This is a genomic window from Salegentibacter haimaensis, assembly GCF_054121495.1.
The window spans coordinates 22,984-39,899 of record NZ_JBSYGH010000012.1 but is presented as its reverse complement, the minus strand read 5'-3'; the positions used below and the strand labels follow the sequence as shown (position 1 = coordinate 39,899).

9 protein-coding genes and 1 tRNA gene are annotated in these 16,916 nt (G+C 41.4%); 1 reads left to right on the top strand and 9 read right to left on the bottom strand.

The features are described 5' to 3' along the window. Position 1: 1 nt before the first annotated feature. The 5 genes from ACW6QP_RS11845 to ACW6QP_RS11825 form a co-directional block, all read right to left on the bottom strand. Entirely contained in the window at positions 2-2,197 is a 2,196-nt protein-coding gene (locus ACW6QP_RS11845; RefSeq protein WP_457911083.1) for a GH32 C-terminal domain-containing protein, read from the bottom strand. Between the two features lie 49 nt (positions 2,198-2,246). Further along, a complete protein-coding gene (locus ACW6QP_RS11840; RefSeq protein ID WP_457911082.1) occupies positions 2,247-3,836 on the bottom strand; it encodes a glycoside hydrolase family 32 protein in 1,590 nt (529 codons plus the stop codon). Positions 3,837-3,847: 11 nt separating this feature from the next. Beyond that, positions 3,848-5,191 carry a sugar porter family MFS transporter gene (locus ACW6QP_RS11835; protein WP_457911081.1) on the bottom strand — a complete coding sequence of 448 codons (1,344 nt, stop codon included), beginning with the start codon at positions 5,189-5,191 and terminating at the stop codon, positions 3,848-3,850. 241 nt (positions 5,192-5,432) lie between these two features. Continuing rightward, positions 5,433-8,141 (bottom strand): substrate-binding domain-containing protein, encoded by a 2,709-nt coding sequence (locus ACW6QP_RS11830; protein ID WP_457911080.1) that lies wholly within the window; start codon positions 8,139-8,141, stop codon positions 5,433-5,435. 90 nt (positions 8,142-8,231) lie between these two features. Beyond that, on the bottom strand, positions 8,232-9,329 hold the full coding sequence (locus ACW6QP_RS11825) for a site-2 protease family protein (RefSeq protein WP_457911079.1): 1,098 nt from the start codon (positions 9,327-9,329) through the stop codon (positions 8,232-8,234). Between the two features lie 348 nt (positions 9,330-9,677). Here ACW6QP_RS11825 and ACW6QP_RS11820 point away from each other — a divergent pair, with 348 nt between their 5' ends. Beyond that, entirely contained in the window at positions 9,678-10,331 is a 654-nt protein-coding gene (locus ACW6QP_RS11820) for a helix-turn-helix transcriptional regulator (protein WP_457911078.1), read from the top strand. A 210-nt stretch (positions 10,332-10,541) separates the two neighbouring features. Here the strand turns inward: ACW6QP_RS11820 and ACW6QP_RS11815 are convergent. The 4 genes from ACW6QP_RS11815 to dnaE form a co-directional block, all read right to left on the bottom strand. Beyond that, positions 10,542-10,615 (bottom strand) — tRNA-Asp (locus ACW6QP_RS11815). A gap of 86 nt (positions 10,616-10,701) precedes the next feature. Beyond that, on the bottom strand, positions 10,702-11,631 hold the full coding sequence (locus ACW6QP_RS11810; protein WP_457911077.1) for a DUF58 domain-containing protein: 930 nt from the start codon (positions 11,629-11,631) through the stop codon (positions 10,702-10,704). A 94-nt stretch (positions 11,632-11,725) separates the two neighbouring features. Beyond that, positions 11,726-12,070, bottom strand: coding sequence for a thioredoxin (gene trxA, locus ACW6QP_RS11805; protein WP_457911152.1), 345 nt, complete (start codon positions 12,068-12,070; stop codon positions 11,726-11,728). A 264-nt stretch (positions 12,071-12,334) separates the two neighbouring features. Further along, entirely contained in the window at positions 12,335-16,726 is a 4,392-nt protein-coding gene (gene dnaE, locus ACW6QP_RS11800; protein ID WP_457911076.1) for a DNA polymerase III subunit alpha, read from the bottom strand. Between the last annotated feature and the right edge of the window lie 190 nt (positions 16,727-16,916).

Below are 16,916 nucleotides of genomic sequence, written 5' to 3'. Positions count from 1 at the left end.
TTTAGTTATTTTCAATTTCATAGATAGTGACTTCGGCATTTGCATTACCTCCTTCTACAAAAAGGTCTACGCCGGTAGCATCGGGACTTTCAGGAAAGAACCTTCCGGTGAAATGATATTTATCGTCAATAAAAACCTCCAGGACAGATCCATCTACATATACCCGAATATCTATATTGCTTCCAGATTGTAGATCAAAATCACCCCTACGTACATCCCTTCTTACAAGGTTTGAAGTGGAGCTATTTTCAGCGTCTACCACCCATTCTCTGGTATTAAAGTCATAATAAACCCGGTATTCTTCCCCGCTGGTTTCCGATTTCCCAAGGATGAAGCCAAACCTGCTGGCATTACCGGTGTTTATGCTGGCATTCATCTCAAAATATCTTCCGTTGAAATCTATATTATCTTCATTACCCGGAGTTAATTCCAGAGAACCAAAATTGGTTTGCCCTGCACGATAATCATCCAAATTAGGATGGGGAGAGATAAGAATTTCCCCTTCAGGGCTTAGGTTCCAAACCTGGGCTACACTAAATAAGTGTGCATAGCCCTGTTGTTGCTGAAATGCCGGTTGAACTTCATCGGGAATAATACCTATGGCTGTAGTTCTTCCGTTAGGCTCTGTAGTTACGGCTGGAGAAAGAAAGCCATTAACAACTTCAAGGTTTTTTGGCTCCTCAAAATCGGGCACAAATTCCCCGTTTTCGAAACTACCTGTCCAATAGAAAGTTATGGCGGGAGTTGTATCGGGAGTTTTTTGAACCAGCAAAATGAATCTGCCATCAGGGAATTCGTGCAATACCGGCATTTCCCAAAATTCACCCTGGCCTTTATTGATATCGCCCTGGAATAAAATTCCTTTGTAATCCCAGTTTTCAAAATCGACACTGGTATAGTAAACCACATTTCCACCTGTAGTTGAAATCCCGCTCCCTATAATCATATGATATAGGCCATCTTTATAGATTACATAAGGATCTCTAAAATCCAAATCTACCTCGGCCGGTGCAGCAGGGATTACAGGATTGCCGGGGTTTTTATCAAGGGTTTGGTAATTATCTGAAGAGAATGCTGTTCCCATCGCGGCTTTCGAACCATCTACGCCGGTGTAAACCACAGCCGGGGTACCATCCTGAAGAATGATCGCATCTCCAGACCAAATCCCTGCCTGATCCCAGCCCTGGGTAGGCCAAAGAACTGCTGGCTGCTCTTCCCAGTCTACCAAATCGGTACTGGTTAGGTGTCCCCAATTTTGCTGAGCGATTCCCAGGAACACTTCATTTTTTTGAAAAAACATATGGTAGGTACCATCAAGGTAAATTAATCCGTAAGATTCGTTAGTCCATCCATAATCGGGAATGGGATGGAATCTTGGCCTGTTGGTATCGCCCGAATAATCTAATCCCAAATTATAGGCTACATCTCCGGGATTGCCGTATTGATCTGCAATGAACTGAGTTACCGCAGGAGTAGCATATCCAGCATACACCTGTATTTCATCCAGAGCCCCGGAATAATAATCGATTTCAAATTCAAAAAGGCTTTCACCCATGGTATTTTTCCCTATACTGAATGGCGTTGCACCTGAAGGCCAGGAAATTTGCCCGGAAGGAACATCTTGTGAAGCTATAGAAGCTCTATTGAGATAGATTTCTACCCTGCCGGTTCCCGGGCTAATACTTGCTACGATATGACTCCATTCATTTCTCGGTATACTTTCTGAGCTTATAGTTTCCTGAAATTCACCATTTATATAATACTGCAACACTACCTGCCCATAAGTATTCAAACCAAGCATTACCCCGGTTTCAGAACCTTCAGAGGTCATTGCCAGCATTGCAGCAGTTCCTACTGGATAGTTGCGAGGCGAGGCCCAAAGCGAAATAGTTAATTCCTCTGAAGGCAAACGGCTGCTTGCGATTTCTCCATTGATTTCGTTGCTTAATCCATCAAAGAAAAGTGCATTGCCCGAAACTCCGCTCATGCGATTCACCGATTTCCCCTCTACTACAAAGGTTTCCCCGGTTGAAATTTCAGAAATAGTATTACCTGAATTTTCATCAAAGTTGAACTCTAGTGCTTTTTCAATGCGCAGGCTATCTATTTCGTCTATAAACACCACATCATCATCGTAGCAGGAGCCAAAAAGACTGCCCAGCATAAATATTTTTAAAAAGAAGATCATTTTTTTCATGGGTTTGAATTGATTATTGATAAAGTTCGAACCTGGTAATTCTAAAACTCTATTTATTTAATTGAGATATTTTAAATTTATCTATGTTGAATTCTTCACCAGCCTTAGCGGTGAAAGAACTAAAAGGTCGGTTAGGGAAGAAGATTTCGGTCATTACCGTCTCTCCTTCATCGAAGAAAATTTCGATAGACATATGGTCAAGAATAACAGTGAATTTCAGGTTCTCATTTTCCGAAATTCTTGGGGCTACAGAGCGTTTTGCAGCGAAATCTTCATTAAAATCTGTAATTCCAGAATTGCTGCGGTCTATATAATAATTGGCATTTTCAGCATCATACCCAAATTCCAGGATATCTCCTGAATTATTCTTGAAATAAAAAATATAATCCTGCTCTTTAAATTCGGCAATTTCAACTTCAATAACAGAAGGTGACAAGCTGGTTTCGGCTTGCTTGAGGATTTCGGCCTCAGTTTTGATTTCAATATTTTCTTTAGCAATTGCTTCAGCTTTATAAGTTTCCAGTTCCTTCACAGGTTTAGAAGTAATTCGATACGTTTCTCCGGTTTTCTTCAGTTCCAATTCCCGTGGAATTGTCATGGCACTTCTCCAGGTCTCGGTGGGAACTACAGTAGCATATTGCCAGTTAGACATCCAGCCAATAAAAAGATGGCGCCCATCCTCTTTCGGGATATTAGACCAGGTAACGCCGGCGTAATTATCCTTTCCGAAGTCTATCCAGTAATCGTGATTTTCGTCTAAATCCTGAAAAGACTTATGAGGAGTAAAAGTTTTCCCATCAAAATCTCCCACGAAATATTGAGTACCAGATCCTCCATTGTATGCTCCGGGATTAAGGCTTTGAATTAACACCCATTTCTTCTCTTGGGTACCCGAAACTGGCATTTGAATGAAATCTGGACATTCCCAAACTCCGCCGTGGGCTCCCAGCCCACGACCAAATTCAGAGGCTAACTCCCAATCCTTTAAATTTTGAGAAGTATAAAACAAGGTTTGATCATCGGCTGAAAGAACCATAACCCATTGATCGTGCACCTCATCTCTGGTGATCTTTGGGTCTCTAAAGTCTCTAATACCCGGATTTTCTATAACCGGATTGCCCTCATATTTGGTAAAGGTTTTTCCCTGGTCCAGGCTATATGCGATTCCCTGAGTCTGAAAATCATCCCGGCCTTCCTTTTCACCTTCAGGATCGTGATAGGTAAACATTGCAATCACAGGTGGGGTGGTCCCGTCTCCGAATCCTGAAGTATTTTCAGTATCAACTATTCCTCCTCCAGAAAAAATATATCCCTTTTCATCGGGTGCCAGGGCGATTTCCTGTTCTTCCCAGACGATCATGTCCTGGCTGGTTGCATGGCCCCAATGCATAGGACCCCAAACATTGCCTTTAGGATAATACTGGAAAAACAAATGGTAGGTACCATTAAGATAAAACATCCCATTAGGGTCATTCATCCAGTTTTCCTTTGGGGTGAAATGAAATTCGGGCCTGAAATCTTCATCAGCCTGGTTTGTCACAACCTCATTGCTTTCCTTCTCTTCCTCTTTTTGTTTGCAAGAAAAAAGACTGAAAAATAAGACCGGAATAAGGAAGTTGAAAAGGAGTTTATTAGACATATTATTTTTATTTAGTTATTCTTAAATGACAATTTTTGATTTTCAGTAGAAAGCTCTGCGCTTAATTCTTCCAGGGATTTGCCTTTGGTTTCGGGCATCAGGAAAATCACAAAAATGAGCTGCAAAACCATCATAAAAGCAAAAAATGCAAATACATATCCGGCTCCTATAGTAGAGAACAAAAACGGAATTGTAGAAGGCACGATAGCAGCAAGAATCCAATGGGTCGAGGAGCCAAAGGCCTGCCCGGATGCGCGTAAATGATTCGGAAATATTTCTGAAATAAACACCCAGATCACCGCTCCCTGCCCAATGGCGTGGGCAGCAATGAAGAGAAAAAGGAAGATGGGAACCCAAAGTCCGCCCCAATTAAGGAAAAAGGCTGCCGCCACCAGCGAAAGGGAAATGATATAACCAATTGAACCGATAAACATCAACTGTTTTCTTCCGAGTTTATCGATTAGAAAAACTCCCAATAAGGTAAACAACAAATTCACTACTCCTATTCCAATACTACTAAGCAGGGCGGTGCTTTCGCCCAAACCTGCGGTTTCAAAGATTCGGGGAGCATAATATAAAAATGCGTTGATCCCGGAAAGCTGATTGAAAAAAGCTACTAAAAAAGCGAGTATAAGCGGAAAACGATATTTTTTCATAAAGATATTCTCGCCAGAAACCCTGGTTTTATCCTGCCGGGTCATTTCCTGCATTTTTGCCTCAGGATCAACTTCTGGAGAAATTTCGTGAATTACTTTTTTGGCTTCCTTCCATTTAGATTTCGAGATTAACCACCGCGGACTTCGTGGAATGAAGATCACAAACATGGTATATATAAATGCAGGAATGGCCTCTACTCCCATCATCCATCTCCAGGGTTCAGCACCGGTATTACGAAGCAGGTAATTGGATAGGAAAGCGATCAAAATACCCAGCACAATATTAAACTGGTACAGAGAAACCAGTCTTCCGCGGTCTTTGGCGGGAGCAATTTCAGAAACATAGGTTGGGGCCGCTATGGTAGAGGCACCTACCCCCAGACCGCCAAGAAAACGAAAAACGGCAAAACTAATTGGATCATTAGCCAGAGCTGAGCCAAGGGCCGAAATAAAATAAAGAATCCCTATAACCAATAAGGTGTTTTTCCTTCCAAATTTATTGGTAGGAATTCCGCCAAAAATAGCTCCTACAACGGTACCCCATAAGGCCATAGCCATTACCACCGAACCGTGAAAGGCATCTGAGGTTCCCCACAAGGCCTGAAGCTGTTTATCGGCCCCGGAAATTACTACGGTATCGAATCCAAATAAAAATCCGGCTAAAGCAGCACTTATCGACCAGGCAAAAATCTTATTCATATCACATCTTAATTAGAATGTGACTAAAATATGCTTAAAGACTGGGGCCGGGTTTTAAGTATATTCCAAAAGATTATAATTTTGTTAATTAAATTAAAATAATTTGTTAAGCCCCTGATATAAAGAGATTTGAAGAAAATAAATCTATATAACTATAACGTTATAGTTCAAAAAATGATACTTGAATTTCATTTTGGTTACATAATAGGCAGGTAGACGAAAACCTTTTCGGTTTTTATTTTTACCTCCTGAATTGCTTTGGGCTTTCTCCATACTTATTTTTAAAACTTGTAGAGAAATATCCCGGGGAAGAGAAGCCAACAGAATAGGCAATCTCTGAAATATTAAGACTGCTCTCCTGTAATAAATGTTTGGCCCTACGAAGGCGTTGTTCATTAATATATTCACTAATGCTCATATCCAGTAAAGCCTTCACCTTACGGTAAAGCTGTACTCTTGAAATATTTAAATGCCGGGCAAGCGCTTCTACACTAAAATTCTGATCTTTTAGGTTCTCCTGAATATGCCTATTCAATTCCTTTAGAAATTGTTGTTCAGAATTTTCAAAATTCTCATCGGCAACTCTATCAATTCTATTGGTATAATAATACCTTAGTTTCTCCCTGTTATAGAGCGCGGTACGAAGTGATTCTAACAGAATGTCGAAATTAAAAGGTTTGGTGATATATGCGTCGGCACCAGCTTTTAAGGCCCTTAAACGAGATTCTTCATCACTAAGGGCCGTAAGAATAATGGTGGGTATATGCGATGTTCGCAAATCATTTTTAAGTTCTCTGGCAATTTCAAAACCAGATTTTTCGGGTAGGTTGAGGTCACAAATTATAATATCGGGAATTAGATCCTGAGCCATTTCAACCGCCTGGCGACCGTCTGAGAGATACACTTTGTATTTGTCGCTGAATTTTCGGGATAAGAGATGGGATAAATCTGCATTATCTTCTATAATTAAAATCGACTCTGCATTATCTGGTAATTCTTTGATTTGTATTTCAGGGATTTCTATGGTTTGAAATTGCTTTTGATAAGTATTCCCCGGTTCCCCTTTTTCAATTTCATATTCCTTTAAATGTTCCAGACCTTTCGGAATACAAATTTTAAACTCAGATCCCTGATGTGAATAAACCTCTATTTTGCCTTTATGCAATTCAACATATTGTTTGCTAATATACAAGCCTAATCCAGAACTTGGTCTTGCATTATTACTAGCCTGCCGAAAAGGATCAAAAATTTGCTCCCATTCTTCACCGGGTATTCCGACTCCAGAATCCTTGATTTTTATTTCAGCAGCACCAGGCTTTTCATCGATCTGAATTTGAATATTACCGTTATTGGGAGTGAATTTTAAGGCATTAGACAAAATATTATAAAATACCTTGTCCATCATATTTCGGTCGATGTATAGCTCTATCTCCCGGTTTGGAACTAAAAATTCCAGCTGTATAGATTTCCTACTTGCTTCAGTTTTAAAATCTTCATAAATATTTTTCAGAAATCCAGTTATATCGGTTTTTACGGGTCTTGGCTTTAAGTTTCCGCTTTCGAGTTTTCTGAAATCGAGCAATTCATCAATCAGTCTAAGTAAACGTCGGGAATTATTAAGAATTAGATTGGTCTCATAGTTGAATTCCTGTACATTTTTGTTCTGCTTACCGGTAATGCTTTCTATAGAACTAATTATAAGACTTAGTGGAGTTTTAAATTCATGAGAAAGCGCCGTGAAAAAATTGATCTTTGATTCATTAGAAATTTGGAGTTTCTCGGCAAAGCTTTCGATTTGATTGCGCTGGGTTCTTATCTTCTTATTATTAATTTCCAGCTTCCTTTTACTCTTCTTAAGTTTGAACACCAGATAAACAGCCCATAAACCCAGTAAAAACAATAATATACTCAATCCTATCATAAGCCTGACAAGACTTGATTGAGACCTGTAAGTAACTAATTGCTGATCTATTATCCCCTGTTGTTTTTCAATATCAAATTGTTGTTGATTTATTCTATTGAATTGATTCTGCATAATATTCACATTTACAGAATCGATAATCACCGTACTAAGAATATTATTTTTAGGTACACTTTCCCGATTTAAAATACGGTTGGCCAGTTTAATTGCCTCGCCACCCCCGGTAGGATATAATATGGTTGCGGTTAAAATCCCCTCTTTTACCAATTGTATCCCCCCATTAGGGCCAAATAAGCCATCTACCCCAATAATCTTAATTTCATTTTCCAAATTTCGGCTACGGGCCACCTCCCAGGCCCCAAGTGCCATTCGGTCGTTGTGTGCGAAAATAAAATCGGGCGAGTTAACAGAATCCAGAATCTTTTCCAGTTCTGCCTTAATCGAGGTTTTTTCCCAATCTCCCCGTATTTGGGCAACATTTTTTACCCTTTCGGAATTTCTGAGTACCGATGAAAAACCTTCAGATCTTTCATAAGCGGGTGAGGAGCCAGACAGGCCAGTAATTTCCATAACTTCAACCTCACCCTCAGAATGGGACAGAATAAAATTCGCTGCATTTCTCCCAATTTCAATATTATCGGCTCCAAGATATGAGGTATAATTGCTTCCTTCAACTTTCCTATCAATAACTATGGTTGGAATCCCGGCGCTCATGGCCTTTTCAATTACCGGGGTGATAGGTTGAGATTGAATTGGAGAAACAATTAGTACTTCAACCCCCCCGGCAATAAAATCTTCGATTTGCTGAATTTGAAGTTCTACATTATTCTGAGCATCTTTTATCTCTAGACTCAACCCGGGGTGCAATGCGGCTTCCACCTGCATAGACCTATTCATTTGTTGCCTCCAATTATCAGTTGTCATGGCCTGGGAAAAACCAACCCTTACATTGGAAGTTTCAGGCTCATTCTCACAGGAAAACAGCAAGAATAAAATATTAAAAAGGAATATAAATTTTAAAAGCTTCATAGATTAAGAAGTTACAGAAATCACGCAAATTTCTGTGGAAAGATAAAAAATTAAAATCTCAGATATATACGAATGATATTTAGCTGAGTCTCAGCTCTGATACTGTTTTAAAGCCTCTTTCACCATTAGAAACTCATTGATATTTTCCCGGTCTACGATGCCAAGCAACTTACCATCCTCTAGCACGGGAGCTATTTCAGCCTTGTTTTCAAGCAGAAGTCTGTAGGCTTCAGAAAGAGGCAAATCGGGCTCAAAGCTTAGAAAATTATTGTGTATTAAAGTTGCTATACCGGCATCTTTTCCGTTTTCGGCGAGGCCTTTAATTAAAAGTTTCCGGGAGAGCAGCCCAACTACTTCCTCATCACGTGTTATAACAAACTCCTGTGCCTGTCCATCCAGTAAAAGTTCTACGGCTTTTTCTAATGCCTCTTCAGCAGAAAGGGAGATAAAGTTTTTCATCATTACATCGCTAACCTTGTACTGGCTTAATGCAAATTTTGTGCTTTCAAAACTGGCTTCAGCACCGGCACCCAAATAGATAAATACACCGATAAAAATCAGGAAAATATTTCCGAAGAAACCAGCCAAAACAAACAATATAGCCAGAAACTGCCCGATAGCGGCCGCAATTCGGGTTGCTTTTTCTCTGTTGAGTTTAAAAGCAAGCAAAGCTCTAAGTACTCTACCGCCATCCATAGGAAAGGCCGGAATCAGGTTAAACAGGAATAATATAAGGTTGGCCAGAAGCAGCTGAAACCAAAAATTGATTTGAGGATAAACACCCGGTTCGTTCATCAAACCAAAGTCGGGGAAATTATCGGTGGCGAAAACCACGACAAACAAGACGGCAGCTATGACGAGATTTACCAGGGGCCCTGCTATGGCAACCACTAGTTCCTGTGCAGGTTTTTCAGGGATGCGCTCCAATCGTGCCAGGCCACCAATGGGCAAAAGAATGATACTTTTTGTGTTGATTTGGTATTTTTTGGCGGTAAGCGCATGACCTAATTCGTGCAGTAACACACAGGCAAATAATAAAATGATAAACAGCACCCCAGTAAATGCCTGATTCAAATTATAATCGATGCGGTAATAAATGAGAAAAATCCAAATGAGCAGGATAAGAAATGTCCAGTGTACCGAAATTTTGATACCAGCTATGCTACCTAAACTGAGTGACCATTTCATAAACCGGAAATTTAAAAGAAATTGACGCCTTTTAAATTTACGCAAAAAATCGTTGATCTTACCGCACACTTATAATAGAGAAGCCGGTAACACCATTTACAAATAGACCCTACCCTATTCGAATTCTGATGCACCGGCTAATCTTGCTCAAAATTAAAACTAGTTTGGAAAGTAATTTTACGGATTTCCGTAAATGTGGAAATTTGATGCCTGTCAAGCCGCGAAATAAAATTAATTCAGAAAAAAGTCTCAAATTGTGGAAATCCGTATAAATAGATTGCGTTCAACTATTACATTTATCACGAAAATTGAACCCGGAAATTACTTTCCTATAAAATTTTAGTTGAAATGTTTAAAAAAGTTCTGGTTGCCGAAGATATCGATGCATTAAGTCTTAAGGATTTTTTGCAGGAATTAGGGGTGGCTTCAGTAGACTCGGTACAATACTGCGATGAGGCCTATTTAAAATTTAAAAAAGCAGCCCTTGCGGGTGAGCCCTATGAATTATTGATTTGCGACCTTTCCTTTAAACCTGATCATCGCGAGGAAAAGATACGTTCGGGGGAGGAACTTGCGACAATCGTGCACAAAGAGTGGCCTGCCACCCAGATAATTATGCATTCGGTAGAAGACAACGTAAATACTATTAAAAAGCTTTTAAAATTTACCGATGCTTACGTTTGCAAGGGCCGAAAAGGGCTTAAGTATTTAGAAACCGCAATTCATAAGGTCTATAATTCTGAAACCTATATATCTCCCGATGTAGAAGTTATTTTAAAAGATTCCCCCGGCACCGAGCTCGATTATTATGAATTGTGCCTTTTAAAATATCTATCCCAGGGCTTCACACAGGATGAGATTAGTGATAAATTCAGGGACCAGGGATTAAAACCCTTTAGCAAGAGTTCAATTGAAAAGAGATTAAAAGATTTAAGAGAAGAATTTGGAGCCAATACCAACCCGCAGCTCATAGGAATGGTGATTGGGTTGCAGCTTATTTAGGCAGGGCTTTAAAAACAAAAAAGCCTCTTTCCGAATACACGGAAAAAAGCTTCTCATCAGTCGGCCAGGAAATCCTGGAGTCCCAGGAATTTCAGTGGCTAACTACACAATCCCGATAGCTCGGGACAAACAACACAACTACTCTTAGGCGCCAAAAAAAGCCCCCCGATTTGAGGAGCTTTCTTTTTTGCTTCCGATTTCCTCGGAATGCGGTCTGGACGAGACTCGAACTCGCGACCCCCTGCGTGACAGGCAGGTATTCTAACCAACTGAACTACCAGACCGTTGCGTTATTGCGAGGGCAAATATACACCCCATTTATAATTCTGCAAACCTTTTTTTCAATTATTTTCAGGTATTTTCCACGGGGTTATTTAAACTTTTGTCTCTCAATTAAATACCCCGTTAAAATTTTTTCAAAATCCTCGTTTATATTAGCCGCTACATAATTTATGCGGTATCGCGCGCATTCCAGCTTTAGCTTTTCGAGGTATTGTTGCACCGCACTGCGGTAATTTTCCTTTATATTATCTGAATATAAATCTACCTGCGCCCCGGTTTCCACATCGGTAAACCGCCTTGGCCGATTATCAAAATCAAAATCGAACTCGTGCCGGTTATCAATCACGTGAAAAAGTACCACCTCGTGCCGGTTATACTTTAAATGTCTAATCGCCTCAAAAAGCTTCTCTTCTTCAACCTCATCCTGAAACATATCGCTAAAAAGCATCACCAGCGAACGCCGCTTCAGTTTTTCGGCGATTTGATGCAAATAGGTATAGGTTTCGGTTTTGCGCGGCACGGCCGGAGTCTCCAACATTTCCTCCAGGGCATTCAGCAGCATATAATAGTGGCGTTCGCTGCCTTTTTCCGGCGTATAATATTCGTAAGAATTGCTGTAAATGCTCAAACCTGCCGCATCTCGTTGCCGTTTTAACAACTCCAAAATACTGGCCACCGCCAGGGCCGAGAACCCGATTTTATTCAAATTTGACAGGCTTTGCTGCTTCAGCCGGGGGTAATGCATCGAAGCCGAATTATCCACTATAAAATGACAGCGCAAATTGGTTTCCTCTTCATAGCGGCGCGTGTACAGCTTATCGGTGCGGGCAAAAAGCTTCCAGTCTATATGCCGGGTGCTCTCACCGCGATTATAGATCTTGTGCTCGGCAAATTCCGCAGAAAACCCGTGAAACGGACTCTTGTGCATCCCCGAAATATAGCCCTCCACCACCTGTCTGGCCAGCAGGTCCAGGTTTCCGAAGCCCTTAGATTTATGTAATTCTTCCTGAAAATCCATCTTTACGAAGATACTAATTGAGAGGCTTAACTTTAAAAATTAGGCATAAAAAAACCCGGCTTTGTTGCCGGGTTTTTTTATATAAAGCTGATTCTTATAATAATTGGTCAAGAGCTTCTGCGTAAGTGTTCTTAGGAGCAACTCCCACCTGGCGGCCTACTACTTCCCCATTTTGGAAGATTAAAACCGTTGGGATATTACGCACTCCATACTTGGCTGCAAATTCCTGGTTAGCATCAACGTCCAGTTTTCCTACCACAGCTTTCCCGTCGTATTCCTGGCTAATTTCGTCGATGATTGGTCCAACCATTCTACATGGCCCGCACCACGCGGCCCAAAAATCTACCATTACAGGCTTATCGCTCTTTAATACTTGCTCTTCAAAATTTGAATCGGTTATTTCAATTGCCATAACTATGTGTTTTGTTTCTTTTGTTATACTTAAAGTGTAAAATTAGTCAATTAATTTCTCTTTCCTTACAGACCGTATATTGTATTTGGTTATCAATACATTAATAGGCTTTATTTGGCGGTTCCCCCGCGCTGCTGGCGCGGGGTCGGGCTTTCAGCGCTACGGGGTAGCCTGCTTCAATCCCTAACCGGGCGATCAGTAAACAGTATGTAGTTTTCAGCATTCAATAAAAGCAAAATTAAACTTAAGCTCCCTCTCCCTTTTGGGGAAAGGCCTGGGATGAGGGGCTTTTTAATTCAATTTATACATCACCTGTTGTTCCTCAAGACTCTTAAGCAACTCCTGTGAGATCTTCACCTTTTGCTTCCTGCTGGGCATATGCAATTTCACCTGTTCTTTCATCTCGTACACCACAAAATTTAAAATATGATCACCCCGATGATTTCTAAAAGTATCTTTTAACCAGCTAATCTGCTCTTCCTTTAAATCGTCGATATTCAGCTGAATGGTGAGTTTTCTCGCAAAGGTATCCATCACCTCGTGCAGCAACATACACTCCTGAAACTGAATTTTTGGATCGGTACTAATCCCGGTTTCCTGATTTTTCCAACCTTCTTTCACAAATATCTTAAAATGCACAAACGAATTGGGCACCAGGAAATGCCTGAATTTGAGATATTCTTCCTTAAAAATCTTAAATTCATAAGAGGTTTGATAATCTTCTACGGTAAACATCGCCCATCCCTGACCGTTTTTCGAGACCCTATGCTGCACATCGCTAATCACCCCACCAATGCTTAGAATTCGACCCACGCATTTATGCAGGTCTTCCAAATCGGCTAAAATAGCGTTACAGAAATACTTCATTTCAAAATTAAAGTCGTCTAAGGGATGCCCTGAAATGTAGATTCCAACAACCTCTTTCTCCCGCCTGAGTTTTTCCATCGTTCCCCATTCCTCACAAGGCGGCACCACCGGTTCGGGGATTTGAACTTCGCTGGCTTCCCCAAACAAACTCACCTGGGAGCTGTTTTCATTCTCCTGGTATTTCGCAGCGTACTTTATCACCTTCTCTAAAAAGGTAATCCCGTCGCCCTCATCGTGGAAATATTGTGCGCGATGAGTAACTCCAAATCCGTCAAATCCTCCTGCTAAAGCAAGGTTTTCAAAAGCTTTTTTGTTGGCTGCACGAAGATCAATTCGTTTGGCCATATCAAAAATCGACCGATAAGGCCCGGCCTCAGTTTTTCTGTTCTCAACTATGGTATTCACCGCTCCGGCACCAACTCCTTTAATCGCTCCCATCCCAAAACGGATTGCATTTTCCTTATTTACCGAAAATTTATAAAATGATTCGTTCACATCTGGCCCGAGAACTTTAAGTTTCATCCGCTTACACTCTTCCATAAAGAAGGTCACCTGCTTGATGTCATTCATATTATTGGAAAGCACCGCCGCCATATATTCGGCTGGATAATGAGCTTTTAGATAGGCCGTCTGGTAAGCAATCCAGGCATAACAAGTAGAATGAGACTTGTTGAAAGCATAGGAAGCAAAGGCCTCCCAGTCTTTCCAGATTTTTTCAAGCTTCTCCCTTGGATGACCTTTGGCTTCCCCGCCATCCAAAAACTTTGGCTTGAGTTTTTCCAACAGCGCAAAGATCTTTTTTCCCATCGCCTTTCGAAGCATATCGGCTTCACCCTTGGTAAAACCTGCCAATTTTTGCGATAGAAGCATCACCTGCTCCTGGTAGACGGTGATCCCATACGTTTCCTGCAGGTATTCTTCCATATCAGGAAGATCGTAGGAGATTTCTTCAGTACCGTGTTTCCGGGCGATAAAACTCGGAATATACTCCATCGGGCCGGGACGGTACAGGGCGTTCATCGCAATGAGATCGTCAAAAACCGTGGGTTTGAGATCCCGCATATGCTTCTGCATTCCGGGAGATTCATACTGAAAAATCCCAATGGTTTCCCCGCGCTGGAACAGCTTATAGGTCTCTTCATCATCTAACGGAAAATCATCTGGCACCAGCTCTATATCGTGCCGTTCTTTTACGATTTGAACCGTATCTTTTATTAAAGTAAGGGTTTTTAATCCCAGGAAATCCATTTTTAGCAGGCCGGCGCTTTCCACTACCGAGTTGTCGAATTGGGTCACATACAACTCTGAATCCTTGGCCACCGATACCGGCACATAATTGGTGATATCGCCGGGGGTAATAATCACCCCACAGGCGTGAATCCCGGTATTTCTCACCGATCCTTCCAGCACCCGGGCCTGGTTCACGGTTTGCGCCTCCAAATCATCCCCTTCAGAAATATTTAAAAGCTCGTTGATCTTATCCAGGTCTTCACTGCGAAATTTCTTCTTGAGTTCCTTTTCATCAACCCCAAAAATCTTCCCAAGCTTGGCCATATTCGGAATAAGCTTCGAAATTCGATCGGCATCCATCAACGGAAGATCAAGCACCCTGGCCGTATCCCGAATCGAGGATTTCGCAGCCATAGTCCCGTAGGTGATAATCTGGGCCACCTGGTTTGCTCCGTATTTTTCGATTACGTAATCCATCACCCGGCTTCGGCCTTCATCATCGAAGTCAATATCAATATCGGGCATACTTACACGATCGGGATTAAGGAACCGCTCAAAAAGCAAATCGTACTTAATAGGATCGATATTGGTAATTCCAAGACAATAGGCCACCGCACTTCCTGCAGCCGACCCCCGGCCTGGTCCTACCGATACTCCCATATTTCGGGCTTCACGAATAAAATCTTCCACAATAAGGAAATATCCCGGGTACCCGGTATTTTCGATTACCGATAACTCGAAATTCAATCGCTCTGCAATGTCTTCTGTTATCTCACCATATCGGGCCCTGGCGCCTTCAAAAGTTATATGCTTTAAATAGGCATTCTCACCGCGTTTTCCTCCGTCTAACTTATCTTCAGGGTGCAGAAACTCTTCAGGAATGGTAAAAGCGGGAAGCAATACATCCCGCGCCAATTCGAAAGGCTCTACCTTATCTACAATTTCTTTGATATTCGAAATGGCTTCCGGCAGGTCTTTAAAGAGCTTTTTCATTTCATCGGCGCTCTTAAAATAATATTCCTGATTGGGAAGCCCGTATCTATAACCCCTACCCCGGCCTATTGGCGTAGCCTGTTTTTCACCATCTTTTACACACAATAAAATGTCGTGGGCGTTGGCATCTTCTTTTGCACAGTAATAAGTGTTATTGGTAGCCACTAATTTTACCTGGTGCTTTTTGGCAAAATTCACCAAAACCTGGTTAACCCTGTCTTCATCTTCCTGCCCATGACGCATTAATTCGATATACAGATCGTCGCCAAATTCCTGTTTCCACCAGAGCAAAGCTTCTTCAGCCTGATTTTCACCCACATTCAAAACCTTGCTGGGAACTTCCCCATAGAGGTTACCGGTGAGTACAATTAAATCTTCCTTGTATTGTTTTATGACCTCTTTATCTATTCGCGGCACATAGTAAAAGCCATCGGTATAGGCTTTAGATGACATTTTTGCCAGATTGTGATAACCATTTTTATTTTTTGCCAAAAACACCACCTGGTACCCATTATCTTTTCTGGATTTATCGGTATGATTTTCACACACAAAAAATTCACATCCCACTATGGCTTTTAATTCTTTGGCAGTGGCCGGTTCATTATTGGCCAGCGCCTCCTCGTTTTTTGCCTTAACCGATTTATTATAATCGCCTACCGCCTTTACAAAATGAAAAGCCCCCATCATATTGGCGTGATCGGTTAGCGCCACTGCAGGCATATTTTCATTGGCAGCAGCTTCTACCAGATCGGCAACGCTTATGGTAGACTGAAGTATGGAAAACTGCGAATGATTATGCAAATGCGCAAAGGGCACCTCATCGAGTTTTTCCAGGTTTTCCTTGATTTCCTCGGAAGTGATCCCTGCTTCAGGCTCCTGCTTCTGAAGCCGTTTTCTTATCTCTTCGGAAGCCTTTTTTAAATTGATGTGTTTTAATCCGATTAATTGAATCGGCTGCGGATTAGCCTCTGAAAAATTCTCAAAATAATCGGGGCTTACATCCAGTTGTTCGCCTGGATAAATTCTTCTTCTAATAAGTTCCAGAAAACAACGCGTAGTTGCCTCCACATCGGCTGTTGCATTGTGGGCTTCAGCAAAAGGTTCGTTGAAAAGATATTCGTGCAGCTCGGTAAGGGTGGGCAGTTTGAATTTCCCACCACGTCCCCCGGGAATTTTACAGAGATTTGCGGTGTCTTCGGTACAGGTATCCAGAACCGGCAACTCCTGAAGTTTATTTTCAAAATTTTCCCGGTAAAACTCAGCTCCCATGATATTCAGGTCGAAACCAACGTTTTGCCCAACTACAAATTTTGTTTTGGTCAAAGCCTCATTAAATCTTTCCAAAACCTCCCCCAAAGGCACGCCCTGCTCCTGGGCCAGTTCGGTAGAAATCCCGTGAATTTTTTCGGCATCATAAGGAATGTTGAAACCATCTGGCTGCACCAAAAAATCCTGACTTTCAATAAGCCTTCCCATTTCATCGTGCAACTGCCAGGCAATTTGTATACATCTTGGCCAGTTGTCGGTATCGGTTAAGGGAGCGTCCCAACGTTTGGGCAAACCGGTGGTTTCGGTATCGAAAATGAGGTACATAGAATAAGGCTTTATTGCTGATCTTCAAGGCTCAGCGAGTAAGAAAATAATTCCAAATAAGGGAGCTAAAAATAGGTATAATTTCTGCGTTTCAAAAAGAAAGCCTTAAGGATTTATTAACGATTCGCCTTCAGAAATCTTCAGCATAAAAAAACCTCACAGAATTCGAGTTACGATTTCTGTGAGGCTT

Excerpts from the sequence above, each read along its gene's own strand:
- dnaE (WP_457911076.1), bottom strand. The coding sequence starts at position 16,726 with ATGTACCTCATTTTCGATACCGAAACCACCGGTTTGCCCAAACGTTGG.
- ACW6QP_RS11845 (WP_457911083.1), bottom strand. The coding sequence starts at position 2,197 with ATGAAAAAAATGATCTTCTTTTTAAAAATATTTATGCTGGGCAGTCTT.
- ACW6QP_RS11810 (WP_457911077.1), bottom strand. The coding sequence starts at position 11,631 with ATGGATTTTCAGGAAGAATTACATAAATCTAAGGGCTTCGGAAACCTG.
- ACW6QP_RS11835 (WP_457911081.1), bottom strand. The coding sequence starts at position 5,191 with ATGAATAAGATTTTTGCCTGGTCGATAAGTGCTGCTTTAGCCGGATTT.
- ACW6QP_RS11830 (WP_457911080.1), bottom strand. The coding sequence starts at position 8,141 with ATGAAGCTTTTAAAATTTATATTCCTTTTTAATATTTTATTCTTGCTG.
- ACW6QP_RS11840 (WP_457911082.1), bottom strand. The coding sequence starts at position 3,836 with ATGTCTAATAAACTCCTTTTCAACTTCCTTATTCCGGTCTTATTTTTC.
- ACW6QP_RS11820 (WP_457911078.1), top strand. The coding sequence starts at position 9,678 with ATGTTTAAAAAAGTTCTGGTTGCCGAAGATATCGATGCATTAAGTCTT.
- ACW6QP_RS11825 (WP_457911079.1), bottom strand. The coding sequence starts at position 9,329 with ATGAAATGGTCACTCAGTTTAGGTAGCATAGCTGGTATCAAAATTTCG.